The 24,054-nt window shown below is 71.8% G+C and carries 18 protein-coding genes and 1 pseudogene; 11 read left to right on the top strand and 8 right to left on the bottom strand.

Annotated elements, in window-relative coordinates; translation table 11 throughout:
• Positions 1 to 450 (bottom strand): annotated as a pseudogene (locus OO60_RS47590) (hypothetical protein); the annotation flags it as partial.
• 74 nt (positions 451 to 524) lie between these two features.
• Between OO60_RS47590 and OO60_RS39460 the strand changes: the two are divergent.
• Positions 525 to 1,313, top strand: coding sequence for a hypothetical protein (locus tag OO60_RS39460; RefSeq protein WP_081655684.1), 789 nt, complete (start codon positions 525 to 527; stop codon positions 1,311 to 1,313).
• Positions 1,310 to 3,208: a serine/threonine-protein kinase gene (locus OO60_RS48030; RefSeq protein WP_033263294.1), complete on the top strand. Its 1,899-nt coding sequence runs from the start codon at positions 1,310 to 1,312 to the stop codon at positions 3,206 to 3,208. Before OO60_RS39460 ends, OO60_RS48030 begins: the two co-directional genes overlap by 4 nt.
• On the opposite strand, the gene OO60_RS39450 is transcribed toward OO60_RS48030, so the two are convergent.
• Positions 3,186 to 3,608: a hypothetical protein gene (locus OO60_RS39450; RefSeq protein ID WP_033263293.1), complete on the bottom strand. Its 423-nt coding sequence runs from the start codon at positions 3,606 to 3,608 to the stop codon at positions 3,186 to 3,188. The two genes, OO60_RS48030 and OO60_RS39450, sit on opposite strands and share 23 nt — an antisense overlap.
• Positions 3,609 to 3,880: 272 nt before the next feature.
• Between OO60_RS39450 and OO60_RS39445 the strand changes: the two genes are divergently transcribed.
• From OO60_RS39445 to OO60_RS39430, 4 genes are all read left to right on the top strand, one after another.
• Complete coding sequence (locus OO60_RS39445) at positions 3,881 to 4,438, top strand: AAA family ATPase (RefSeq protein WP_003089815.1); 558 nt, start codon at positions 3,881 to 3,883, stop codon at positions 4,436 to 4,438.
• A gap of 476 nt (positions 4,439 to 4,914) precedes the next feature.
• Positions 4,915 to 6,684, top strand: coding sequence for a chitinase (locus tag OO60_RS39440; protein WP_033263292.1), 1,770 nt, complete (start codon positions 4,915 to 4,917; stop codon positions 6,682 to 6,684).
• A 47-nt stretch (positions 6,685 to 6,731) separates the two neighbouring features.
• The gene (locus OO60_RS39435) at positions 6,732 to 7,487 is read left to right on the top strand and encodes an IclR family transcriptional regulator (protein ID WP_033263302.1); all 756 of its coding nucleotides are present in this window, start codon (positions 6,732 to 6,734) and stop codon (positions 7,485 to 7,487) included.
• 73 nt (positions 7,488 to 7,560) lie between these two features.
• Positions 7,561 to 8,712: a 4-hydroxybenzoate 3-monooxygenase gene (locus tag OO60_RS39430; RefSeq protein WP_003089823.1), complete on the top strand. Its 1,152-nt coding sequence runs from the start codon at positions 7,561 to 7,563 to the stop codon at positions 8,710 to 8,712.
• On the opposite strand, the gene OO60_RS39425 is transcribed toward OO60_RS39430, so the two are convergent.
• A complete protein-coding gene (locus OO60_RS39425) occupies positions 8,691 to 10,454 on the bottom strand; it encodes a sensor histidine kinase (RefSeq protein ID WP_033263291.1) in 1,764 nt (587 codons plus the stop codon). The genes OO60_RS39430 and OO60_RS39425 overlap by 22 nt on opposite strands.
• Complete coding sequence (locus tag OO60_RS39420) at positions 10,444 to 11,139, bottom strand: response regulator transcription factor (protein ID WP_033263290.1); 696 nt, start codon at positions 11,137 to 11,139, stop codon at positions 10,444 to 10,446. Before OO60_RS39420 ends, OO60_RS39425 begins: the two co-directional genes overlap by 11 nt.
• Positions 11,140 to 11,297: 158 nt before the next feature.
• On the opposite strand from OO60_RS39420, the gene OO60_RS39415 reads away from it, so the two are divergent.
• Complete coding sequence (locus tag OO60_RS39415) at positions 11,298 to 14,435, top strand: GH92 family glycosyl hydrolase (protein ID WP_240490919.1); 3,138 nt, start codon at positions 11,298 to 11,300, stop codon at positions 14,433 to 14,435.
• Here OO60_RS39415 and OO60_RS39410 read toward each other — a convergent pair whose 3' ends face one another.
• Complete coding sequence (locus OO60_RS39410; protein ID WP_051767944.1) at positions 14,436 to 15,986, bottom strand: FAD-dependent monooxygenase; 1,551 nt, start codon at positions 15,984 to 15,986, stop codon at positions 14,436 to 14,438.
• Positions 15,987 to 16,074: 88 nt separating this feature from the next.
• Here OO60_RS39410 and OO60_RS39405 point away from each other — a divergent pair, with 88 nt between their 5' ends.
• Positions 16,075 to 16,794 (top strand): TetR/AcrR family transcriptional regulator, encoded by a 720-nt coding sequence (locus OO60_RS39405; protein WP_004560567.1) that lies wholly within the window; start codon positions 16,075 to 16,077, stop codon positions 16,792 to 16,794.
• 40 nt (positions 16,795 to 16,834) lie between these two features.
• Here the strand turns inward: OO60_RS39405 and OO60_RS39400 are convergent, their stop codons facing one another.
• From OO60_RS39400 to OO60_RS39390, 3 genes are all read right to left on the bottom strand, one after another.
• Positions 16,835 to 19,423 carry a glycoside hydrolase family 3 protein gene (locus OO60_RS39400; RefSeq protein ID WP_004560566.1) on the bottom strand — a complete coding sequence of 863 codons (2,589 nt, stop codon included), beginning with the start codon at positions 19,421 to 19,423 and terminating at the stop codon, positions 16,835 to 16,837.
• Between the two features lie 254 nt (positions 19,424 to 19,677).
• The gene (locus tag OO60_RS39395; protein ID WP_004560565.1) at positions 19,678 to 20,169 is read right to left on the bottom strand and encodes a DUF2199 domain-containing protein; all 492 of its coding nucleotides are present in this window, start codon (positions 20,167 to 20,169) and stop codon (positions 19,678 to 19,680) included.
• A gap of 16 nt (positions 20,170 to 20,185) precedes the next feature.
• The gene (locus tag OO60_RS39390) at positions 20,186 to 20,662 is read right to left on the bottom strand and encodes an Lrp/AsnC ligand binding domain-containing protein (RefSeq protein WP_081656055.1); all 477 of its coding nucleotides are present in this window, start codon (positions 20,660 to 20,662) and stop codon (positions 20,186 to 20,188) included.
• A gap of 134 nt (positions 20,663 to 20,796) precedes the next feature.
• Here OO60_RS39390 and pdhA point away from each other — a divergent pair, with 134 nt between their 5' ends.
• From pdhA to OO60_RS39375, 3 genes are read left to right on the top strand one after another with little or no spacing between them, the layout of a single operon-like run.
• The gene (pdhA, locus tag OO60_RS39385) at positions 20,797 to 21,873 is read left to right on the top strand and encodes a pyruvate dehydrogenase (acetyl-transferring) E1 component subunit alpha (protein ID WP_004560563.1); all 1,077 of its coding nucleotides are present in this window, start codon (positions 20,797 to 20,799) and stop codon (positions 21,871 to 21,873) included.
• The gene (locus OO60_RS39380; protein ID WP_004560562.1) at positions 21,873 to 22,868 is read left to right on the top strand and encodes an alpha-ketoacid dehydrogenase subunit beta; all 996 of its coding nucleotides are present in this window, start codon (positions 21,873 to 21,875) and stop codon (positions 22,866 to 22,868) included. Before pdhA ends, OO60_RS39380 begins: the two co-directional genes overlap by 1 nt.
• Positions 22,861 to 24,042: a dihydrolipoamide acetyltransferase family protein gene (locus OO60_RS39375; protein WP_004560561.1), complete on the top strand. Its 1,182-nt coding sequence runs from the start codon at positions 22,861 to 22,863 to the stop codon at positions 24,040 to 24,042. The genes OO60_RS39380 and OO60_RS39375 overlap by 8 nt, the downstream gene beginning before the upstream one ends.
• The last annotated feature ends 12 nt before the right edge of the window (positions 24,043 to 24,054 follow it).

Below are 24,054 nucleotides of genomic sequence, written 5' to 3'. Positions count from 1 at the left end.
GGTCGTGGTGGTGCCCGGCCGGGTCGGCCGCGTGGTGACCGGCGGGGGCGGGGTGGTGGTGGTCGGCGGCGGGGGCGTGGTCGTGGGTGTGGCGGTCACCGTGAACCGGCTGCCCGCGTTGAGTGGCCCTCCGGTCCGGGCGTTGGTGCATGTGCCGGTGACGGGGTAGGTGCCGGGCTGGGCGCCGGTCGGCACGGTGGCCGCTACCGTGCCGCTGGTCTGAGTGAGGGCTGCGTTCGCCGACCACATCGGCGTGCCGTTCCAAGAAAAGGTGACCGGCCCCTTGCATGGGTAGAAATTCCACGAAATGGTGAAGGAACTCCCGGCCTGGCCGCTCGACGGTTTCAAACTAACCGACGCTGTGTATTGTGCGTTGGCCGTGCCCGCGGCCGCAAGCAGAAGCAACGTTCCGGCCACGGCGCCGAAAAACAGCCGAACCACGAATCGCATTGGGACGTCCCTCCCCGGTGTGTGCTCGCTGTAGCATTCCGGACCAGTCGGATAACGCAAGTAGGGGATGCCCAATGGGACGTGTCATCGCGGCGGGGGTTGCGTTGGGTTTGTGCGCGGTGCTGCTGGGCGCACCACCCGCGTCGGCGGAGTCCGGATCGCTCCAGCTGCAGGTGTCGATCGACCAGCGGCCGATCGAGGACGCCACGGTCCCGGTCGACCCGGCGAACCAGGTCGAGCTGCAGGTCGTGGCGACCAACACCGGCACCGCGCCGGTGAAGGTCCGCAGCGTGCGGCTCTCGGGCGTCGCGCTCGCCCTCACCTTCTTCGCTTACGACACGACAGCGCCGTTCGAGGTGCCGGCCCGCGGCTCGGTGTCGCGGACGTTCGTCCTCGACCTCGGTGACCTGAGCGGGCAGGCGACCGGTCTGCTGCCCTCGTCGGTCGAGCTGCTCGACGCCCAGCGCGGCACGCTCGGCGAAGCGACGACGGTGGCCGACGTCCGGGGCTCCTTCTGGTCGGTCTACGGCGTCTTCGGCCTGGCGATGCTGGTGCTGACGGTGCTGGCCTGGCTGACCGCGCTGCTCGCGCTGGCGCGCCACCGGCTGGCGCCCAACCGGTGGCGCCGCGGCCTGCGGTTCCTGCCGGCCGGGTTCGGCACCGGCCTGGTCGCGGTGATCAGCCTGTCGGTGCTGCGCCTGGTCCCGCCCGAGCCGGCGATCGAGATCCCGGTGGTGCTCGGCGCCGGGGCGATCGCGTTCCTGCTCGGCTACCTGACCCCGCACCCGGCGCCGCCGGCGGTCGCGGAGAGTGACACCACTGTCCGGCTGCCGCTGCCGTCCACTCAGGAATTCACCCGATGAGCGCACCGGCCGAGCTGGTCGCCGCCCTGCCGCAGTACGAGATCGGGGCTTCGATCGGCGAAGGCGGCATGGGGGTCGTGTTCGCCGGCGTGCACCGGACGCTGGGCCGCAGCGTCGCGATTAAGCAGCTGCCGTGGGACGTGCTCAACCACGCGGCGAGCAGCGAGCTGTTCGACCGCGAGGCGCGGGTGCTCGCCAGCCTGGACCACCCGCACATCGTCCCGGTGTACGACTACGTCCGCACCGGCCGCGAGCACCTGCTGGTGATGGAACGCCTCGACGGCGGCACCGTGCACAGCCGCTTCCACGGCGGCGGCGTCAGCGGCGAGCAGGCGTGCGCGATCGGGCTGGCGATGCTGGCCGGGCTGCACGCGGCGCACCGGGCGGGCGTGCTGCACCTCGACGTCAAGCCGCGGAACCTGCTGTTCAGCACGCAGGACGTGGTGAAGGTGGCCGACTTCGGCATCGCCAGGGTGATCAGCGAAGGTGCGACGCTGGTGACGCACGGTGGCGAAATCCTGGGCACACCGGCGTACATCGCCCCGGAGCAGGCGATGGGCAACGCACTGAGCCCGGCGGCGGACGTGTATGCGGCGGGCACGGTGCTGTACGAGCTGCTGTCGGGCCAGCTGCCGTTCGACAACACCCGCGGCGCGATCAGCATGATGCGCCAGCACATGTTCACCGACCCCCGCCCGATCGCGGGCGTGCCGGCGCCGATCGCCGGGGTGGTGATGCGCAGCCTGGCGCGCGAGCTGGACGCGCGGTACCGCTCGGCGGAGTCGTTCGCGGCGGATCTGGCCGCGGGGGCCACGGCGGCGTACGGACCGGGGTGGCTGGAGCGGTCCGGGGTGCCGGTGCTGCACCTGACCCCACGGGTGATCGCGGGGCTGAACTCGGCGACAGCGCCGGCCCCGCCGGGGGAGGCCAGGACGCGGCCGGTGGCCCGGCCGGGAGCCACGCTGGTGGGAGCGCCCGCGGAAGTGGGTGGACCGGGGCAAGCCGGGCCGGGTGCCGGGGTGGCTGGGGCGGGATGGCCGGGTGGTGGCGAGGCGGCTGGCGGCTCCGGGTGGCCCGGCCGCGGACCCACCGAGGCGGCCGGTGGGCGGGCCGGGCCGGGTGGTGCCGGAACGGGCGGCTCCGGGTGGCCAGGCGGCGCCGGGCCCGGTGCCTCGGCCGATGCCGCGGCGAGTGCCTCCCAAGCGGCCGTGGTGTGGTTGCGGCTGGCGGCCGCCGCGGCCGCGATCGTGCTGATCGTGCTCGCCCTGCTCAACCCCGCGCGGCTGCCGCACGATGCTCCGGCCGAGCTGAACCTCGGGGGCGCTTCCGTTGTCGCCCCCGTCGAGGTCGATCTCAGCAAGCCGCTCACCCTCACCGGGCCCGGCAACCCCGGGCGGGTGGCGCTTGACCTCTCCGCCGCCGGGATTCCGCTCGGGTCCGCGTCCGCCGAGGCCAAGGCCGACGGCAACGGCTTCACCGCGCAGCTGACCCTGCCCGGGATCGCGCGGTGGATCGTCGGGGGCGCCGTCACCGCCAGTGTCCGCACCGGGGCGTCCACGCAGACCTTCACGTTGCTCACCAGCCAGCACCCGCTCGCCAGCGCCATGGGCGCCGGCAGCCTCATCCTGGCGTTGTTCGCGCTCGCCTACCTCGAGTCGGGGCTGCGCACGATCCGCAACGGCCACCGCTGGCGGGGCGCGGCCGTCGGCGGGCCCGTGCTGGGCGTCCTGTTCGGTGCCGCCGTGTGGCTGTGCGTGTCCGTGCTGCGCGTGCACGAACCGTCGCCCGGGTTCGGGGCCGGGTGTGCCGTGGCGGGCGCCGTCGCGGCCGGGCTCGTCGTCGCCGCGGCTCGGCGGCGGGCGTCCACAGTGGTCAGTCGACCATCCGGACGGTGACGTGCGGGCTGTAGCTCTTGCGCCGGTTCCACCCGAGTTCGGCGCACAGGCTCAGCTGGATCGCGCGGTCGGCGGGCGCCCAGTAGCCGGTGCGGACGAAGTAGCCCTCCATCGTGTTCAGCGCGCCGAGGGTCTTGCGCGCCGAGCACATTTCCCAGCCCCACTGCCGCCCGCTCTTCTCCACGCCGTTGCGGCGCACGGACAGGCGCGGGTTGCCGACCGCGCGGATGTCCGCATCGCCTTCGGTGACGTAGACGACGCCGTCGATCTTGTAGAACCGGTTGTTGTCCAGCAGGGACACCTGCCCGGAGAGGGTGACAGCGACCCGCGAGCCTTCACCGCCCGTGAGCGTCCAATCAAGGCAGAATTCCTGGACCGGGAGTTCCAGCGACTGGGTCATGACGAGTTTCCCCTGTTCTAGCCGAGCGTCACCTTCCGAAGATAAGGATTTCCCGGGCGTGGGGAAGGGGTCGGGCCGATCTTCACCCGAAGCGGTTCCGGGCGTCGGATGTCTTGGCGTGCTTGGGTTTTCAGGCTCTTGGGTGACGCGGGGCACGGGGTGTGACGACGGGGCGTCCGGGCGGGTGGTGTTCGGTCCACGGGTGGCTGGCCGTCACGTTCCGTGAGCTCAAGGTAAAGGAACCATTACCTTTGGCGGGACGTTGGGCGGGTATGAGTGAGCCCACTGTCATCGAGCTCGGGCCGCGTGACCTGCTCGTCGTGGCGGGGCTGCCGGGGGCCGGCAAGACGACCATGCTGCGCCGGGCGGCTGCCGGGCTGGTGGTGCTGGACTCCGATCAGGTCCGGGAGCGGCTGGGGGCGGTGGTTCCGCTGCCTTACCGGTGTTATCGGCCGCTCGTGCACGCTTGGCACCGGGTGCGGATCGTCGGTTGCGCGGTTCTTTCCGCTGGGCCGGTTGTGGTTCACGAGCCGGCGACGCGGGGGTCGACTCGGGCTCTGCTGGCGCTCGTCGGGGTGGTGAGCGGGCGGTCGGTTCGGTTGTTGTTCGTCGATGTGCCGGCTGAGGTTGCGCTGGCCGGGCAGGTCAGCCGGGGGCGGGTGGTTCGGGCGCGGGCCTTTGCGCGGCATGTTCGGCGGGTGGGGAAGTGGCGGGGGGCTTTGCTTGCCGGGCGGGTTCCGGTGGGGTGGTGCAGTGTTCGGGTTGTTGATCGGGGTGGGGCTGGGCGGGTTCGGCTGGTTAGCTCTTGTGGGTGCTGGGCTCTGGGGTGAGTTTGTTGCCTTGCCTTGTTGCTGGTGCGCTTCCGCCGACCCGAACGCTCGATTCTTCAACGGCCGTCACGCCGGGTCAAGGCGGGAAAGCGTGCCTTGACCCGGCGTGACGGCCTTTGCTGGGGCTGCGTATCGGGTTGGCTGGGGGGTGTGGTCGGAGGGCTTGGTTTGCGCTGTGACCCGTGGGTGGGTTGTGGCTGTGGCGCGGCAAGCCGCGCCGTGGCGGCTGGCCTGGGCGGCTGCGCCGCGGTGGCGGCTGGTCTGTGTGGCTGACCTGCCAGGTGCGCCGGGGTTGCGCCGCGGTGACCCCGGGCGGCTGCGCCGTGGCGGTTGGCCTGGGTGGCTGCGCCGCGGTGACCCGGGGCGGCTGGCGGCGGTGGCCCCAACAGCCGAACCGCCCCCCTACCCACCTTTTGGTCTGGACAATTCACACATTGGTCCAGACAATTAGGTCCTCTTCCCGACTGGAGGACCCGATGAGGCGTTTCCGACTCCCCGCGACCCTCGCCGCGTTCGTGCTTGCGCTCTCCGCCCTTGCCGTTGGCCCCGCCGGGGCCGCCAACCTTCTCGTCAATCCCGGCTTCGAGGCCGGTTCCCTCTCCGGCTGGACCTGTGCCAATGCCGCCGCCGTCAGTACGCCCGTGCACTCAGGCGGCTATGCCCTTGCCGGCACCCCTGTCGGTGCTGACTACGCACAGTGCTCGCAAACCGTTGCCGTTCAGCCGAACACCACCTACTCCGTCTCTGCCTGGGTGCGGGGGAATCCCGTCTACCTCGGGATCTCCGGTGGCCCCTCGACCTGGTCCGGCAACGCCGGTGCCTACAACCAGCTGCAGCTCTCCTTCACCACCGCCGCCGGTCAGACGTCCGCGCAGCTCTACCTCCACGGCTGGTACGGCGCCGGTACCTACTACGCCGATGACGTCGTTCTCGATGGCCCCGGTGGGAACACCCCCGGTACTCCCGGGACCCCCGGCACCCCGCAGACGACCACCGTCACGAACAACTCCATCGGCCTGAGCTGGGGCGCGAGCGCCGGGACCGTCACCGGGTACCGCGTCTACGAAGGCAGCACCGCCGTCGCCAGCGTCACCGGGACCACCGCCACCGTCGGCGGGCTCGCCGCCTGCACCACCCACAGCTACGCGATCGCCGCCTACAACTCAGCCGGTGAGTCGCCGAAGACCGCTACCACCACCGCCAGCACCTCCGGCTGTGTTGACACCGGGCTTCCGAAGCACGCCCTCATCGGGTACCTCCACGCCAGTTTCGCCAACGGCTCCGGCTATGTGCGGATGGCCGATGTGCCCGCCGCCTGGGACATCATCGATCTCGCCTTCGGGGAACCCACCTCCGTCACCTCCGGGGACATCCGGTTCACCCGGTGCTCCGTCAGCGAGTGCCCGAACGTCGAGAGCGATGCCGACTTCGTCGCCGCCATCAAGGCCAAGCAGGCCCAAGGCAAGAAGGTCCTGATCTCCATCGGCGGGCAGAACGGCCAGGTGCAGCTGACCACCGCCGCCGCGCGGGACAAGTTCGTCAGCTCCGTCTCCGCCATCATCGACAAGTACGGGCTGAACGGTCTCGACGTCGACTTCGAGGGGCACTCGCTCTCGCTCAACGCGGGCGACACCGACTTCCGCAACCCGACCACGCCGGTGATCGTCAACCTGATCTCCGCGCTCAAGTCGCTCAAGGCCAAGTACGGCTCCGGGTTCGTGCTCACCATGGCGCCCGAAACCTTCTTCGTGCAGGTCGGCTACCAGTTCTACGGTGGCACCAGCGCCGGGGACGCGCGGACCGGTGCCTACCTGCCCGTCATCCACGCCCTGCGGGACTCGCTCACCGTGCTGCACGTCCAGGACTACAACTCCGGGCCCGTCATGGGGCTCGACAACCAGTACCACAACATGGGCGGCGCCGACTTCCACATCGCGATGACCGACATGCTCAAGGCCGGCTTCACCGTCGCCAACACCGGCCAGTTCTTCACCGGCCTGCGGCCGGACCAGATCGCCATCGGACTGCCCGCCGCCGTCAGCGCCGGCAACGGCTACACCTCGCCGTCCGACGTCCAGGCCGCGGTGAACTGCCTGGTCAAGGGCACCGGCTGTGGCTCGTACACGCTGCGCGGGGGTACCTCGCCCAGCCTGCGCGGGCTGATGACCTGGTCGATCAACTGGGACAAGTACTACAACTGGGAGTTCCAGAACAGCCACGAGCCGTTCCTGAACGCCCTGCCGTGACCGCCGGGCAGTGTGCCCCGCCGCCCGGGTGGGGCACACTGTCCGACGTGGTCAAGCCGGCGCGGGGCGAATCCGTGCTGAGCCGCGTCGTCCGCATCTTCGAGACCTTCGGGCCGGACACGCCCGCGCTGCGCGTCACCGACATCGCGCGGCGGGCCGGGCTGCACGTCGCGACGGCGTCCCGGCTGGTCGACGAGCTGGTCGGGCACGGCTGGCTGCGGCGCGATCCCGACCGGCGGATCCGCGTGGGCGTCCGGCTCTGGGAACTCGCGTCCCGCGCGTCGCCGACGCTCGGGCTGCGCGAGGCGGCGCTGCCGTTCATGGAGGACCTGCACGCCGTCGTCGGGCACCACACCCAGCTCGCCGTGCTGGAGGACCGCGAGGTGCTGTTCGTCGAGCGGCTCTCGGCGCCCGGTGCGGTCGTCAACGTGACGCGCGTGGCCGGGCGGTTGCCGCTGCACGCCTCGTCGTCCGGGCTCGTGCTGCTCGCCCACGCCCCCGCTGACCTGCAGGAACAGGTGCTGGCGGGTCCACTGGAGGCGTTCCGGCGCACGACGCTGACCGAGCCCGCGCGGCTGCGGCGGTTCCTCGCCGACGTCCGGCGCACCGGGTACGCCTTCTGCGCCGGCTTCATCGACGAGGAGACCACGGGCATCGCCGTCCCGCTGCGGGGACCGGACGGCGACGTCGTCGCGGCGCTGTCGGTGATCGTGCCCAACGACCGGAACGCGCGGATGCAGATCCCCGCGTTGCGGGCCGCGGCGCGCGGGATCTCGCGGGCGATGGGGAATTCCTCTCACTGAACGAGAATGCCGTAGTGGTGGCCGGTGTCTCCGGTCATGCTCGGGCTCTCGTCGCGGGAAAGGACGTTCGCCAGTGCGTACCCAGGTCGTCATCGTCGGCGCCGGCCCGGCCGGGCTGCTGCTGTCCCACCTGCTCGGTCTCGACGGCATCGACTCGGTGCTGGTCGAACGGCAGACCGCGGAATACGTCCAGGCCCGGATCCGCGCCGGCATCCTCGAAGCGGGGACGGTCGAACTCCTGCGGGACGCCGGCCTCGGCGCCCGGCTCGACGTCGAGGGCATGGAGCACCGCGGCATCCACCTGCAGTGGCCGGAGCACCGGCACCACGTCGACTTCGCGGACCTGATCGGCCGGTCGGTGACGGTCTACGGCCAGACCGAGGTCACCAAGGACCTGATGGCGGCGCGGGAAAAGGCGGGCCGCCCGGCGTACTACTCGGCCGACGGCGTCACCCTGCACGACGTCACCGGGAAGCCGTCGGTGACCTTTGTGGACAGCGACGGCAAAGCGCGGCGGATCGACGCGGACGTCGTCGTCGGCTGCGACGGCTTCCACGGGCCGAGCCGCGCGTCGATCCCCGATCCGCAGGTCTGGGAGCGGACCTACCCGTTCGCGTGGCTGGGAGTGCTGGCCGACGTCGCGCCGTCGACTGACGAGCTGATCTACGCCTGGCACCCGGACGGGTTCGCGATGCACAGCATGCGCTCCCCGCGGGTCAGCCGGTTCTACCTGCAGGTGGCGCCGGACGAGGACATCGCGGCGTGGAGCGACGACCGGATCTGGGCGGCGCTGTCCGAACGGCTCGGCGTTCCCGGCTGGACGCTGGAGACCGGGCCGATCACGGAGAAGAGCGTGCTGCCCATGCGCAGCTTCGTCGCGACCCCGATGCGGCACGGCAACCTCTACCTCGCCGGGGACGCGGCGCACATCGTGCCGCCGACCGGGGCGAAGGGGCTGAACCTGGCGGTGGCGGACGTCGCGCTGCTGGCCCGCGCCCTGACCGCGGCGGTCCGCGGGGACGACCGGCTCGTGGACGCGTATTCGGAGACGGCGCTGCGACGGGTCTGGCGCTGCACGCACTTCTCGTGGTGGATGACCTCGATGCTGCACCGCCACGGCGACGACTTCGACGCCCGGCTGCAGCTGGCCCAGCTGCAGCGCACGGTGACGTCGGAAGCCGCGGCGAAGGAGCTGGCGGAGAACTACGCGGGCTTGCCGTTGTAGTGCACCGGGAGCCGGACGGTGAACGTCGATCCGGTGTCCACTTCGGACTCGGCGGTCACCGTGCCGCCGTGGGCCTGGACGAGGTGGCGCACGATGGCGAGGCCGAGTCCGCTGCCGCCGGTCTGGCGGCTGCGGGACTTCTCGGCCCGCCAGAACCGGTCGAACACGTGCGGCAGGTCCGCCGCCGCGATGCCGGTGCCGGTGTCGGCAACGGCGAGCGTCACGGTGTCCACAGTGGACGACGTGCGGATCGTCACCCGGCCGCCGGGCGGGGTGTGCCGGACCGCGTTCGTCACCAGGTTGCCGACCACCTGCCGGAGCCGGACCGGGTCGGCGTGCACCACCGTCTCGCCGTCGGCCGAGACGGTGAGCGTGACGCCGGCCGCGGCGGCCCGGTCGGCGTGCGCCGCGGCGACGTGGTGGGCCAGCTCGGCCGCGTCGAGCAGCTCGGGGTGCAGCCGCAGCTGCCCGGCGTCGGCGGCGGCGAGGTCCTGCAGGTCGTCGACGATGTGCTGCAGCAGCACGGTTTCCTCGAGCAGGGACGCGGTCAGCGCGCGGTCGAACGGCAGGTGCCCGTCCTCGGCGGCCTCCAGCCGGCCGCGGATGACGTTGAGCGGGTTGCGCAGCTCGTGCGCGATGTCGCTGACCATCGCCTTGCGCTGCTCCTCGATGCGTTCCCGCCGCGCGGTGAGGTCGTTGAACGCGGCGGCGAGGTAGCCGACCTCGTCCCGGGTCTTCACCGGCGCCGGGCGGTCCTGCTCCGCCGCCTCGGTCAGCGCCCGCAGCGGGCGTGAAAGCCGGGTCGCGACCAGCACGGTCAGCGCGACGGCCAGCACCAGCACGCCGCCGGTCACCGCGAGGATCCGGGCCAGGTTCTCGCGGGACAGCGTGAACGTCGGCAGCTGTGACCCGCCCGGGCCGAGCGTGAAGAGCAACGCGGGCGGCGCGACGTACGGCGTCAGCTGCTCGCGGCGGGCCGAGTCGAGGCAGCCCTGCGTGGGCCGCTGGTCGGGGACGCCGAGGACCTCCAGGTCGAGGCCGAGCTTCACCGGCTCGCCGCCCTGGCCCTGCAGGCAGCGGTTGACCGCGTCGTTCAGGCCGAGGAGCGCGGCCTCCTCGGTCCGCGTCGGCTCGGCCAGCTCGTACAGCCCGCACTTGCTCGCGAAGTAGCGGGCCGACAGCGGGTCGAGGCCGGTGAGCTGCGGCCGCCCGCTCGGCGAGTCGCGCACCTGGCTGGGCAGCCCGACCGCGGCGAGGCAGGCGGTGGCCCTCGTGGCCAGCGCGGTGAGCTCCTCGCGCTCGGACGGCGGCAGCTTGAACGGGCCGGCCGCGCGCGGGTCGATGCCGCTGGTCCCGGCCTCGGGCAGCAGCACCGGGTCCACGTGCAGCGGGTCGACCGACGCGGTCGCCTTGACCGGCAGGGTGACCGGCGCGCCGCCGGAGTCGCCGAGGACGCGGCGGTCGACGGTGGTCAGCACGATCCGGCGGCCGGTCTGCTCCGACAGCGTCCGCAGCCGGGGGCCGACCTGGTCCCAGGTGTGGTTCACCGCGGCGAAGCCGAGCAGCTCGGTGTAGATCGTGGCGTCGCCGGAGAGCGCCTGGCCCTGCTCCTGCTGGATCGCCCGGGTGGTGGTCTGCACGGCGAGCCACGCGGTCGCGGCGATGGAGGCGAGCGCGATGAGCAGCGACACGGCGGTGAGCCGGACGACCAGGCTGCGTCGTCGCGGGAAGCTACGCGCCATCTTCGGGGGTGAGCTTGTACCCGACGCCGAAGACGGTCCGCAGGTAGACCGGCTTCTGCGGGTCGGGTTCGAGCTTCTTCCGCAGGTTGAGCACGTGGACGTCGATGATCCGGGTGCTGACGAACCGGTCGTCGCCGCGGGTCAGCTCCAGCAGCTGCCGCCGCGTGAACACCCGGCCGGGCTGCCGGATCAGCGTCTCCAGCAGCTGGAACTCACCGGGGGTGGTCTCCACCGGGCGGCCGCCGACCGACACCTCGTGGCGCACCGGGTCGAGCCGCAGCTCGCCGGCGTGGAACGCGGTGTCGGGCGGTTCGCGCCGGCCGGCGGTGCGCCGCAGCAGCGTCCGGACCCGCGCCATCAGCTCGCGCGGGCTGTAGGGCTTGGTCAGGTAGTCGTCGGCCCCGAGGTCGAGGCCGAGCAGCAGGTCGTCCTCGGTGGCGCGGGCGGTGAGCATCAGCACCGCCACGTCGGACTCCTGCCGCAGGATCCGGCAGACGTCGAGGCCGTCGACGTTCGGCATCATGACGTCGAGGACCAGCAGGTCGGGCCGCTCGCGCCGGGCCGCGTCGAGGGCCGCCCGGCCGTCCGGGGCGAGGACCACGGAGTGGCCCTCGCTTTCGAGGTAGAGCCGGAGGACTTCGGCCTGCTTCTCGTCGTCCTCGGCGACCAGTACACGTGCGCACACGGCACCGAGGTTAGGCGTCCTGACAAGGCGGTCACCCGATCCTGACCGGATCTTCACACGTTGCGGGCACGAGCCAGGTCTTTGTCAAAGTGTTGACCGCGGCCGCGGTGGCCGCGAAGGTTCGGACCAGAGCGGGAGCTTCGACGAGGAGGACACCGGTGCGGGCGAGACTCATGGCGGCGATGGCCGCGGCGGCGGTGCTCGGGGCGCCCGCGGTCGCTTCGGCGGCTCCGACAACGATGTCAGCGCTGGTCGGTGACCCGGCGGCGTACGTCGACCCGCTGATCGGGACCGGCCGGGGCGGCAGTTCGGTCGGCGAGATCAACAACTTCCCCGGGCCGGCGGCGCCGTTCGGGATGATGCAGTTCTCGCCGGACACGCAGGGTGCGTACGCCGGCTACCAGTACCACTCCGACCGGATCCGGGGCTTCAGCCTCGACCACGCCTCGGTCGGCTGCAACGCCTTCGGCGATGTGCCTATCCTGCCGGTCACCGGCGACATCGGCAGCGCTCCCTGGGACCGCACCGAGCGCTTCGCCCACGACGGCGAGCAGGCCGAGCCGGGTTACTACGCCGTGACACTCGCCGACTCGAACGTCCGGGCCGAGCTGACCGCGACGACCCGCACCGGGCTGGCCACCTTCACCTACCCGGCGGGCTCGACACCGCAGGTGCTGGTCAAGGGCGGCGCGAGCCTGGCGGGGAACTCGGCGGCCACGCTGCGCACCACCGGGGACCGCGAGGTCAGCGGTTCGGCCACCACCGGCAACTTCTGCGGCAAGGGCAACAAGTACACCGTCTACTACGCCATCACGTTCGACCAGCCGTTCACCGCGCACGGCACTTGGGACGGCTCGTCGGTCAGGCCGGGCACGGACAGCGTCGACTCGCCGCGGGCGGGCGCGTACCTGACGTTCGGTTCGCCGACCGTGCACGCCAAGGTGTCGATGTCCTACGTGAGCGTCGACGGCGCGAAGGCCAACATGGCCGCCGAGGTGCCGGGCTGGGACTTCGGCGCGGTCCGAAAGTCCACTCGGGACAGGTGGACGCAGGCGCTGGGCAAGATCCGCGTCGCGGGCAAGGACACCGCGCTGCTCAAGACGTTCTACACCGCGCTCTACCACTCGCTGCTGCACCCGAACACCTTCGACGACGCCGACGGCCGGTACATCGGCTTCGACAACCAGGTCCGGACGCTGCCGAAGGGGCGCCACCAGTACGCGAACTTCTCCGACTGGGACACCTACCGCTCGCTCGCGCCGCTGCACGCCATGCTGTTCCCGAAGGAAGCCAGCGACATGGCACAGTCGCTGACGAACGACGCCGTCCAGGGCGGCTGGTGGCCGCGCTGGCCGATGGCGAACGGCTACACCGGCCAGATGACCGGTGACAGCTCCGTCGCGCTGATCTCGAACCTCTACGCGTTCGGCGCCCGCGACTTCGACGTCAAGACCGCGCTGCGGTACCTGGTCAAGGGGGCCACCTCGGTCGACCACACGCCCGGCGCCTACCAGGAGCGGCGGGGGATCGAAGACTACGTCGCCCGCGGGTACCTGCCGAACAACGACGCCGCCCGCGGCGACCACGCCCGTGTCGGGGCCTCGATCACCCTGGAGTGGGCGATCGACGACTTCGCCATCGCGCAGTTCGCCCAGGGCATCGGCGACCGCGACGTCGCCCGCGAGTTCACGAAACGCGGCCAGAACTGGCAGCACATCTTCAACCCGCTGACCGGCTATCTGCAGCCGCGCGCGCAGGACGGCCGCTTCCCGGACGGCCCCGCCTACGTCCCGCCGCCGCCGGGGAAGTTCGGCCAGGACGGGTTCGACGAGGGCAACGCCGCCCAGTACACCTGGCTGGTCCCGCAGGACCCGGCCGGCCTGGTGACGGCGATGGGCGGCCCGGCCGCGGTTTCGCGGCGGCTGGACACCTTCTTCCAGCAGCTGAACGCCGGCCCGAACGAACCGTACATGTGGGCGGGCAACGAGCCCGACTTCGGCGTCCCGTGGCTGTACAACCACGTCGGGCAGCCGTGGAAGACGCAGCAGGTCGTCCGCGAAATCGCGACGACCCTGTTCAGCGCCACCCCGGACGGCGAGCCGGGCAACGACGACCTCGGCGCGCAGTCGTCGTGGTACGTCTGGGCCGCGCTCGGCATCTACCCGGCCACGCCGGGGACGCCGGACCTGGTGGTGCACAGCCCCCTGTTCGAGCGCGCGGTGCTGTCGCTGCCGAACGGGCGGACGATCGACGTCCACGCGCCCGCCGCCCCGGCGACGTACGTCCACGACCTGGCGCTGAACGGCCGGCACTGGGACCGGACGTCCCTGCCCGTGAACACCGCGCGCGACGGCGCCCGGCTCGACTTCTCGCTCGCATCCACTCCGGACAAGCGGTGGGCGGCCGACTCGACCCCACCGTCCTATCGCGACGGTGAGCAGCCGTTCCTGGCGTCGGTGGCCAACCAGGTCGTCGTCGAACCGGGGAGCACCGGCGAGGTCACGGTCGGCGCGCAGCGGCTCGGCGGCCACGACCGCGTCCTGGACGTCGGCACCCGGCCGCCGTCCGGGATCACGGTGACCGGCCCGAGGCAGCTGCGGCTCGACGACCGCACCGGCAGCGGCACCGCGAAGCTGACGGTGGCGGTGGCCGCCGGGACACCCGAGGGCTACCACCAGGTGCCGGTGACCGTCCGCGGCGGCGGTACGACGGTGACGTCCTCGGTGATCGTGCTGGTCGCCTCGAAGAACGGCCTCGCGGCGGCGTACTCGGACGTCGGCATCTCCGACGACGGCGACACGGGCTCGGCCGACATCGACGGCGCCGGCAACAGCCTGTCCCGGCAGGCGCTGGCCGCGGCCGGGCTCGTCGGCGGCCAGACCGCTTCGGCGGTGGGGACGACGTTCACGTGGCCCGCGGCGCCGGCGGGCCGGCCGGACAACGTCGTCCCGGCGGGGCAGACCATCCGCGTGTCCGGAACGCGGCTGTCGTTCGTCGGGACGGCATCGAACGGCGACCACCGCGCCTCGGCCACGGTCACCTTCACCGACGGCACCACGGGCCAGGCGGACCTGTCGTTCGGCGACTGGGTCTTCCCGGGCGGCGGCACGGACCCGGTTTTCGGCAACACGCTCGTCGCGCACACGGACCACCGCAACCAGCCCGGGGGCCCGGGCGGCGGGGCGTCGGTGTACGCGACGGCGCCGTTCGACGCCCCGGCCGGGAAGCGGATCGCTTCGGTGACCCTTCCGGCGGAGCCGGACCTGCACGTGTTCGCGATCGGCTCGGCCGGGTGATCAGCGCCGGGCCGGACGACCTCCGTCCCCGGAGACGCGCCCGGGGCCGAGCCACGTCGTCAGAGCCGTGCGGAGCTCCTCCTGGTCGGTGTCGCCCAGGGTGAGCCAGGCGACGTGGCCGTCCGGGCGGATCAGCGCGGCCATCGGCTGGTCCGGGTACGCGACCGGCCGCGCGGTGACCGTCGTGACGCGGTCGCGCCACGCCTGCGCCACGGCGGCGGCGCCGGTGCCCGTGTCCAGCAGGACGGCCCGGCCGGTGCGGAAGTGGGCGGCCATGGTGGTGCCGTCGGTCAGGGGCAGGTCCGGGACGCGGCGGCCGATCAGCGGGTGGTCGCCGGGCAGGTCGTAGTGCTGCCACTGGCCGCCGATCATCGACACGACGTGGGTGGCGCCGTCCGGGGTGTCCAGCAGGCCGGCCACCACTTCGCGCAGCGCGTCCGCCCGCGGTCCCTGCGCCGTGCTCAGCGCGGTCTGCGCCATGCTCCACTTCTGCACCCACGCGCCGATCGGGTGGCGTTCGGCCTGGTAGGTGTCGAGCAACGAGTCCGGCGCCGCGCCGCGGGCGACGAGCGCGAGCTTCCAGCCGAGGTTGACCGCGTCGCCGAGACCCAGGTTCATGCCCTGCCCGCCCGCGGGCGAGTGCACGTGCGCGGCGTCGCCGCAGAGGAACACCCGGCCCCGCCGGTAGCTGGTGGCCTGCCGGGTCGTGTCGGCGTAGCGGGTGCCGACGTGCACGCGGGTGACTGTCACGTCGGTGCCGCTGACCCGGCGCAGGCTGGCCTGCATCTCCTCCGCCGTCACGGGCGCGTCGCGGTCGGCGGGCGGGGCGGCGAACTCGACGGTGTGCACGCGGGGCGGCCCGTCGCCGTCCGCCCACCCGCCCAGCGTGTAGGCGCCGTTTTCGCCGGGCTGCCAGCCGCCCGCGGTGAGCTGGTGCGCGTCGGCGAGGTCCACGACGGCCTGGCGGCCGGTGAACACCGGGTCCACGCCGGGGAAGTCGAACCCGGCCTGCCCGCGTACCGTGCTGCGGCCGCCGTCCGCGCCCACGAGCCAGCCGGCGCGGACGGTTTCGGGTCCGATGTGGACGTCCACCGCGTCGGGCCCCGCGTCGAACCCGGTGAGGGCGGTGCCCCGGCGGATCTCCACGCCCAGTGCCGCCGCCCGTTCCGCGAGGACCGCTTCCAGGTCGCCCTGGCTGACCACGCCCGCGCCGAGGAACTCCTCGCCGGGCTCCGGCGGTTTGAGCCGGTCGGCGCGGATGCCGATCCCGGCGAAGTGGCCGACGAAGACGTCTTGGCGCTCGCTCCGCGCTTCGGGGAGCGCTCCGAGCCACCTGAGGGCGGTCTTTTCGACGGCGGGCAGCAGGCCGCGCAGGTTGAGCGCGTGCACGGTAGGCGCGTTGACCGAGCGGGCGCCCATGGACCCGAAGCGGGCGGGCGGCGGGTCCGTCTCGCGTTCGAGCACCAGCACGCGGGTGCCGCCCAGCTGCAGTTCGCCGGCCAGCATGAGGCCCACCGGGCCGGCTCCGGCCACCACCACGTCGTAGTCCATTGCTCCCCCAAAACCCGGCAACGATGTTCCTGGTATTCGCCACGCTAGCGAACTGGGTACAGTGTTCGCAATATCCGAGGAGGTGCCGGTGCAGGACCATCCGGTGATCTGGATGCGCCCCGAACACGGGACCCGCGGCCCGAAGCCCGCCCACGGCCGGCGCGACGTGGCGGCCGCCGCCGTCCGGATCGCCGACGCGGAGGGGATCGACGCGGTGTCGATGCGGCGGATCGCCGCCGAACTCGGCACCGGCACGACGTCGCTCTACCGGTACGTGTCCAAAAAGGACGACGTGCTGGAGCTGATGGGCGACGAGGTGCTGGGGGAGCTGCGCGACACGACGCTGCCGGACGGCTGGCGGCCGGGCCTGTGCGCCATCGCGTGCCTGCTGCGCGAGACGGCGCTGCGGCACCCGTGGCTGCCGTCGCTGGCGTCCGGCCGCGCCAACCACGGCCCGAACAGCCTGTGGTGGTCGGAGCTGACGCTGTCGGTGTTCGACGGCCTCGACCTGGACACCGACGAGATGCTGGCGACGCTGGGCACGCTGTCGGCGTTCGTGCTCGGCCACGTGCTGGGCGAGCTGGGCGACCGCGAGGCGGCCCGCCGCTCCGGGCTGACGCACGAGCAGTGGATGGACCAGCAGGGCGAGTACGGCCCGGCGATCATGGGCAGCGGCCGGTATCCGCGGTTGACGCGGGTGATGATCGAGGCGCAGACCCCGCACGCCGCGGACCGCCAGGACCGGCTGTTCGAGGCGGGGCTGGAGCGGGTGCTGGACGGCTTGGCCGCGCACCTGCCGCGGAACTGAACCGGGCCGGGAGCGTGGTGCGCTCCCGGCCCGGTCGCCGTCAGGTCAAGCTCGAACAGGGTCTCGCGTCAGGATCCTTCGCCCCCTGCGGTACCCACCGCACGTTCGCGAACGACGCCTGGAACTTCCCGTCCGTGTACACCAGGAACGGCGTGTTGATGTGCTCGAAGTCCAGCCCGTTGTTGAAGCAGGACACCGGGATCTTCACCGTCGTCTTCGCGCCGCCCGCCAGGTCGGTGAACAGCTTGGTCGCGTTCACCTCGGAGAAGCACGGGTAGACGCAGTGCATGCTGATCACCGTCCGGTTGGCCGGTGCCTGCTGCACGATCGTGTCGAACTCCAGGGCCGCGTCCGCGTTCAGGTAACCACGGAGGTCGTTCGTGCCCGCTGTGTTCTGCATGTACAGCTGGGCCGCGCCGGCTCCCGTCCAGGTTGCCTTGAGGCCGTCGCCCTGCACGTTGACGTCCGTCGGGACGACGTTGATCTCGCTGTGCGCCGCCGTGCCGTCCGGGCCGATCACCGTGCCGCCCCAGTTCTCCGCCGAGCCGATCTGGCTCGTGTACGGCGGCACGTCGGTGCGGTCGTAGATCGACAGGTCCTCGGTCGCGGTCCCGCCGCCGCCGGTCGAGCCGCACGCCGCCGGGCCGGGGGTCTCGTCCAGCGGGCCGACCGTGGCGCGCTGCCCGGTCTTGAGGCCGTAGCCGAGCTTGAACAGCGGGTCGTAGTCCGGCGACCACGGGTTGAGCGGCGACTGGCACGCGCTCTTCGGCCACGAGTACGACAGCGTGCCCTGGTAACCCGTCCCGTCCTTGCCCTTGACCAGCATGTCCGCGACACCGCCGCCCTCGGTGCCCGGCAGCCACGCGGCCACGAACGCGTCGGAGCGGTTGATCTCCTTGTTCATGTACAGCGGGCGGCCGCCGACGTACACGGTGACGACCGGCGTGCCCTTGCCGCTGACCTTGTCCAGCACGGCCAGGTCCTCGGGGTAGAGCTTCGACGCCTCGAGGGTCTTGCGGGTCAGGTCGCCGACGCCCTCGGCGTACGGCGTCTCGCCGATGACGGCGATGACCGCGTCGAAGCCCTTGGGGTCGACGGTGCCGGTGGCGTCGAAGGTGACGTTCGCGTCGCCGAGGTCCTGCTTGATGCCGCTCAGGATCGAGGTCGCGTTCGGGAAGTCGGCGTTGGTGTTGCCGGTGCCCTGCCAGCTGAGCGTCCAGCCGCCGGTCTGGTTCTGGATGTTGTCGGCGCTCTTGCCGACGACCAGGACCTTCGAGGACGGCTTCAGCGGCAGCACGTTGCCGTTGTTCTTCAGCAGCGTCTGCGACTCGCGGACGGCGTCACGCGCCAGCCAGTTGTCCTTCAGCGCCTCGTCGGAGTTCGCGTACGAGCGATCGGACGGCTTCTGCGACTCGAACAGGCCGTCGCGCAGCTTCACGCGCAGGATGCGGGTGACGGCGTCGTCGATCCGGGACATCGGGATCTGGCCGTTCCGGACCTGGGCGACGGTGTTGGTGATGAACGCCTTCCAGTCGGCGGGCACCATCACGATGTCGATGCCGGCGTTGATCGCCTGCGGGCACGAGGAGTTCGTGCAGCCGGTGACCTGGCCGATGCCGTTCCAGTCGGACACGACGAGGCCGTCGAAGCCCATCTTGCCCTTGAGGATCTGGTTCAGCGCCTTGTCGCTGCCGTGCAGCTTGCCCTCGTTGATGCCGAGGTCGGCGTTGGTCCAGCTGTTGAACGACACCATCACGGTCTGGGTGCCGGCGGCGAGCGCGCCGTAGTAGCCCTGGCCGTGGATGTTGATCATGTCCGCTTCGGACGAGGGGTTGACGCCCTGGTCCTGGCCCTTGAGCGTGCCGCCGTCGCCGATGAAGTGCTTGGCGGTGGCGATGACGCCGTTGTAGCCGATGCGCTTGGTGGCGCCGTCCTGCAGGCCGTCGATGGCTTCGAAACCGTAGGCGCGGGTGATGCGCGGGTCCTCGGAGAAGCCTTCGTAGGTGCGGCCCCAGCGGTCGTCCTGGACGACGGCGAGGGTGGGCGAGAAGGCCCAGTCCTGGCCGGTGGCGCGGATCTGCCGCGCGGTGGCGCCGGCGACGTCGCGGACGAGGCACGGGTCGTGCGCGGCGCCGAGGCCGATGTTGTGCGGGAAGACGGTGGCGCCGTAGACGTTGTTGTTGCCGTGCACCGCGTCGATGCCCCAGATGACGGGGATCTTGGTGCGGCTCGTCTTCGAAGCGTTCCAGTAGGCGTCGGCGAGGTTCAGCCAGTCCTGCTGGGTGGCGTGCTTGTTGCCGCCGGGCCACGCGCCGCCGCCGTTGAGGACGGAGCCGATGGCGTACTGCTTGACCTCGTCGGGGGTGATCGACGTGATCTCGGGCTGCGTCATCTGCCCGACTTTTTCCTCCAGGGTCATGCCCTGGAGGATCTGGGCGATGCGCGCCTCGTCGTCGGCCTTGCCCTTGAACCGGCTGTCGACCTTCGGCCAGTCCGCGAGGGTCGGCAGGCTCTTCTCGATCTTGGCGCAGCCGTCCTTGTCCTTGGCGGGCTGCCCGATGACGGGCTGCGGCGTTTCCGCTTGCGCGGGGATAGCCTGTGCTGCGGCACCCAGCAAGCTGAGGCTCATCAGCGTGACGAGCGAACTTCGGCGCGCACGTGACCACGCGCGGGATCTTCTGGCCATGGTCTGGTCCATTCTGCGATGAACGGCGGACCGGCCGATCCTCACCGCGGCGCGGGGGCGCCGTCAATAGGTTTCGGGGTAGTTATTTCTCGACATAAAATAAGAGTCGCCCGGCGAGCGGGTGACGTGCTGTCCTGTGTAGCTCGCCGGGTGCCGCGGGGCAAGGGTGCTTGCGGGCACGGGTGTTGCCCGTCGGGTCACGGGTGCCGGAGCAGCTCGGCGACCGCCTGCACGCGGACGAGCGTGATGCCGCCCCGCTGCTCGACGGCGAGCGGGTGCCCGGTCGGTTCGAGCTCGACGAGCGGCCGTTCCCCGGGCGGCCGCGTGTGCAGGTTGGTCTTGAGGTTCAGCGTGCCGGGCTCGTAGCCGGGCAGCTCGGTGGAGAGCCACCCGAAGTACGGCGGCTCGGCCGCACGGTCCGGGTCGTCCCACCGGTCTTCGGCGCGGAAGAAGTTCTCCTTGCTGACCGAGACCCAGACACCCCACTCGAAGTCGTCGTCGGCGTCGAGCACCGGGAGGACGATGCGGCCGCGAAGGAAGTAGTGCTGACCGCCGATGACGCAGCGTTCCTCTTCGAGGACGTCGCCGTCGCCGCCCTGCCAGAAGGCCGGGGCGGGGGCGCCGTAGGCGAACGGCAGTTCGGCGTGGTGCTCGCCGCAGCAGGTGCAGGTGTAACCGGAGTCGGCCATGTCCGGCACCCTACTGTCAGCTCAGCACCGATCCGGGCAGTTCTTCGAAGATCAGCCAGGTCCGCGTCGACCGCACGCCTTCGAGCGCCTGCAGCCGTTCCAGCACCACGTCCCGCAGTGTCGAGTTGTCCGGGGTCCGGACCAGCAGCAGGATGTCGAAGTCGCCGCCCACCAGGGCCACGTGGTCGACGTACGGGATCTCGTGCAGGTCCGTCGCCATCGTGCGCCAGGACGTCTGCTCGACCGTCACCATGATGTACGCCGACGTGCCCAGCCCCGCCCGGCGTGGGTCGATCCGGGCGCCGAAGCCGGTGATCACACCCTCCGCCAGCAGGCGCTCCAGCCGTGCATACGCGTTCGTGCGCGAGATGTGCAGGCGCTCCGCCAGTGCGCGCACCGCCAGGCGGCCGTCCGCCGACAGCTCCGCCAGCATCGCCCGGTCGACCTCGTCCAGGGCCGGGACCGTTCGTCCCGCCAGCGCGCCGTGCGCCAGGGCGCCGCTGGACGTTTGGTCCGGGGAATGGCCCTCTGGAGTCCGTTTGTCGCTCATTTCCGCCAGCCCTTGAACACAACACCGCCGAGAACCACCATTTCAGCATCATATGTCTGCGAGAGGTGGTGTGCGTCATGGCCGTGGAGACCCTGCTGCCGTCGGCTGCCCCCGTGCGGTTCGTCGCCGAAGACGGGAGCCGTGCCGACCACCACGGCGGATACGGCGAACCCGCCGGTGCACGGCTCAAGGATGCCTACCGGCTGATGGTCCTGGGCCGCCGGTTCGACGTCCAGGCGACCGCGCTCACCAAGCAGGGCCGCCTCGCCGTCTACCCGTCCAGCGCCGGGCAGGAAGCCTGCCAGGTCGCCGCCGCGCTGGCGCTCGGCGAGCGCGACTGGCTCTTCCCGACCTACCGGGACTCGGTCGCCCTCGTCGCCCGCGGCCTGAAGCCCGGCGAAGTCCTGACGCTCCTTCGCGGCGACGCGCACTGCGGCTACAACCCCGTCGAGACGCGCGTAGCGCCGCAGTGCACGCCGCTCGCGACGCAGACGCTCCACGCCGCCGGCCTGGCGCACGCGATGCAGCGACGCGGCGAAGACGCCGTCGCGGTCGCGCTCATCGGAGACGGCGCCACCAGCGAAGGCGACTTCCACGAAGCCCTCAACTTCGCGGCCGTCTTCAAGGCGCCCGTGGTGTTCTTCGTGCAGAACAACCGCTTCGCCATCTCGGTGCCCTTCGAGAAGCAGAGCGCCGCGGCCGCGCTGGCGTACAAGGGCATCGGCTACGGCATGCGCTCGGAGCAGGTCGACGGCAACGACGCCGTCGCCGTCCTGGCCGTCCTCGACGACGCCGTGAAGCACGCGCGCGACGGCAAGGGGCCGGTGCTCGTCGAGGCCCACACCTACCGCATCGACGCCCACACCAACGCCGACGACGCCACCCGCTACCGCGACGCCGAAGAAGTCGCGAAGTGGCGCGAAGCAGACCCGCTCAAGCGGCTCGAAACCCATCTCAAGAACGAAAACCTGCTGCAGGACAGCGAAATCGAGCGGTTCGCGGCCGACGCCGAGGTGTTCGCCCAGTCGGTCCGCGACACCTTGAACGCCGAGCCCGAGCTCGACCCGCTGTCGCTGTTCGACCACGTCTACGCCGAACCGACCCGCCAGCTGCAGCGGCAGCGGGCCGCCCTCGAAGCCGAACTGGAGGCCTGATGACGACCACCATGGCGCAGGCGCTCAACGCGGCCCTGCGGGACGCCCTCAAGGACGACGACCGCGTCCTCGTGTTCGGCGAGGACGTCGGCACGCTCGGCGGCGTCTTCCGCGTCACCGACGGCATCACCGCCGACTTCGGCGAGGACCGCTGCTTCGACACCCCGCTCGCCGAATCCGGCATCGTCGGGTTCGCCGTCGGGATGGCCATGGGCGGGTTCCGCCCGGTCGTCGAGATGCAGTTCGACGCCTTCGCCTACCCCGCGTTCGAGCAGATCACCTCGCACGTCGCGAAGCTGCGCAACCGCACGCGCGGCGCGCTGGAACTGCCGATGGTCATCCGGATCCCGTACGCCGGCGGCATCGGCGGCGTCGAGCACCACTGCGACTCCAGCGAGGCGTACTACACGCACACGCCGGGCCTGCGCGTCGTCACGCCGGGCACCGCGCAGGACGCCTACGACCTGCTCCGCGACGCCATCGAGTCGCCGGACCCGGTGGTCTTCCTCGAACCGAAATGCCGCTACTGGTCGAGCGAAGAGGTCAGCTTCACGCGCAGCGGCGCGGCCATGGACCGGGCCGTGGTCCGGCGCCACGGCAAGGACGTCACGCTGATCGCGTACGGCCCGATGGTCGCCACCGCGCTGGAAACCGCCGAGGCGGCGAAGGACGAGGGCTGGGACGTCGAGGTCGTCGACCTGCGGTCGCTGTCGCCGTTCGACGACGAGACCGTCACGGCGTCGGTCCGCCGCACCGGCCGCGCGGTCGTCGTGCACGAGGCCGCCGGCTTCGGCGGCTACGGCGCCGAGGTCGTCGCGCGCGTCACCGAGCAGTGCTTCCACCAGCTGCACGCACCCGTCCTGCGGGTCACCGGGCTCGACGTCCCGTACCCGGCGCCGAAGCTCGAGCGGCACATGCTGCCCGACGTCGACCGGATCCTCGACACGATCGCGCGCCTGCAGTGGGCCGACACGCCGGTGGTGGCCGGTGCCTGACTTCCTGCTGCCGGACCTCGGCGAAGGCCTGACCGAGGCGGCGATCGTGGACTGGCGGGTCAAGGTCGGCGACACCGTCGGCGTCGACCAGATCGTCGTCGAGGTCGAGACGGCGAAGGCGGCGGTCGAGGTGCCGGTGCCGTTCGCCGGCGTGGTGTCCGCGCTGCATGGCGAGCCGGGGCAGCTGCTGCCGGTCGGCGCGCCGCTGCTGAGCGTCGGCGGGTTCGCCGAGCCCGGCGTCACGACGTCGTCGGGGAGCGGGAACGTCCTGATCGGCTACGGCACCGCGCCCACCACCCGGCGCAAGCGCGCCCGGCGTCCGGCGAGCGCCACGCCGCCGAGCCGGCCGCAGCAGCCGGGCGTGATCTCGCCGTTCGTCCGGAAACTGGCCGCGGACAACGGGATCGACCTGGCGAAGCTCACCCCGGGTGGGCCGGACGGCATCATCCGCCGCGCCGACGTCGAAGGGGCGCTGAAGAAGACCGCCGCGCCGGGCAGGCGGATCCCGCTCACCGGGGTGCGCAAGGCCGTCGCCGACAAGCTGACGACGTCCCGGCGCGAGATCCCCGAGGCCACCGTCTGGGTCGACGTCGACGCGACCGGGCTGGTCGCCGCGCGGGCCGAGCTGAACGCCCGGTCCGATCGGCCGGTCAGCCTGCTCGGGCTGATCGCGCGGTTCGCCGTCGCGGGGCTGAAGAAGTACCCGGAGCTGAACTCGCGGGTCGAGGGCGACGAGATCGTGCTGCTGGACGAGATCCACCTGGGTTTCGCCGCGCAGACCGACCGCGGCCTGGTCGTGCCGGTCGTGCGGGACGCCGGGGCGCTGTCGACGCGGGACCTGTCGGCGGCGATCGGCGACCGCGCGCGCACCGCCCGGGACGGCAAGCTCGCGCCCGCGGACCTCACCGGCGGCACCTTCACCGTCAACAACTACGGCGTCTTCGGCGTCGACGGCTCGGCCGCGATCATCAACCACCCCGAGGCGGCGATCCTCGGCATCGGCCGGATCATCGACCGGCCGTGGGTGGTCGACGGTGCCCTGGTGGCCCGGAAGGTCTGCGAGCTGACGCTGGCCTTCGACCACCGCGTCTGCGACGGCGGCACGGCCGGCGGGTTCCTGCGGTTCGTCGCCGACTGCGTGGAGTCGCCAGTCACCGCCCTCGGCGACCTCTGACGACTCACCGGC

Origin of the sequence: Amycolatopsis vancoresmycina (assembly GCF_000716785.1) — a bacterium.
Lineage (GTDB): Bacteria > Actinomycetota > Actinomycetes > Mycobacteriales > Pseudonocardiaceae > Amycolatopsis > Amycolatopsis vancoresmycina.
Note: the sequence above shows the minus strand (reverse complement) of the source record. Positions and strands in the feature narration are given on the sequence as shown.

What these genes read in the sequence shown, in the direction of transcription:
- OO60_RS39460 (WP_081655684.1), top strand. Translation starts at nt 525, where the DNA reads ATGGGACGTGTCATCGCGGCGGGGGTTGCGTTGGGTTTGTGCGCGGTG.
- OO60_RS48030 (WP_033263294.1), top strand. Translation starts at nt 1,310, where the DNA reads ATGAGCGCACCGGCCGAGCTGGTCGCCGCCCTGCCGCAGTACGAGATC.
- OO60_RS39450 (WP_033263293.1), bottom strand. Translation starts at nt 3,608, where the DNA reads ATGACCCAGTCGCTGGAACTCCCGGTCCAGGAATTCTGCCTTGATTGG.
- OO60_RS39445 (WP_003089815.1), top strand. Translation starts at nt 3,881, where the DNA reads ATGAGTGAGCCCACTGTCATCGAGCTCGGGCCGCGTGACCTGCTCGTC.
- OO60_RS39440 (WP_033263292.1), top strand. Translation starts at nt 4,915, where the DNA reads ATGAGGCGTTTCCGACTCCCCGCGACCCTCGCCGCGTTCGTGCTTGCG.
- OO60_RS39425 (WP_033263291.1), bottom strand. Translation starts at nt 10,454, where the DNA reads ATGGCGCGTAGCTTCCCGCGACGACGCAGCCTGGTCGTCCGGCTCACC.
- OO60_RS39410 (WP_051767944.1), bottom strand. Translation starts at nt 15,986, where the DNA reads ATGGACTACGACGTGGTGGTGGCCGGAGCCGGCCCGGTGGGCCTCATG.
- OO60_RS39400 (WP_004560566.1), bottom strand. Translation starts at nt 19,423, where the DNA reads ATGAGCCTCAGCTTGCTGGGTGCCGCAGCACAGGCTATCCCCGCGCAA.
- OO60_RS39395 (WP_004560565.1), bottom strand. Translation starts at nt 20,169, where the DNA reads ATGGCCGACTCCGGTTACACCTGCACCTGCTGCGGCGAGCACCACGCC.
- pdhA (WP_004560563.1), top strand. Translation starts at nt 20,797, where the DNA reads ATGGCCGTGGAGACCCTGCTGCCGTCGGCTGCCCCCGTGCGGTTCGTC.
- OO60_RS39380 (WP_004560562.1), top strand. Translation starts at nt 21,873, where the DNA reads ATGACGACCACCATGGCGCAGGCGCTCAACGCGGCCCTGCGGGACGCC.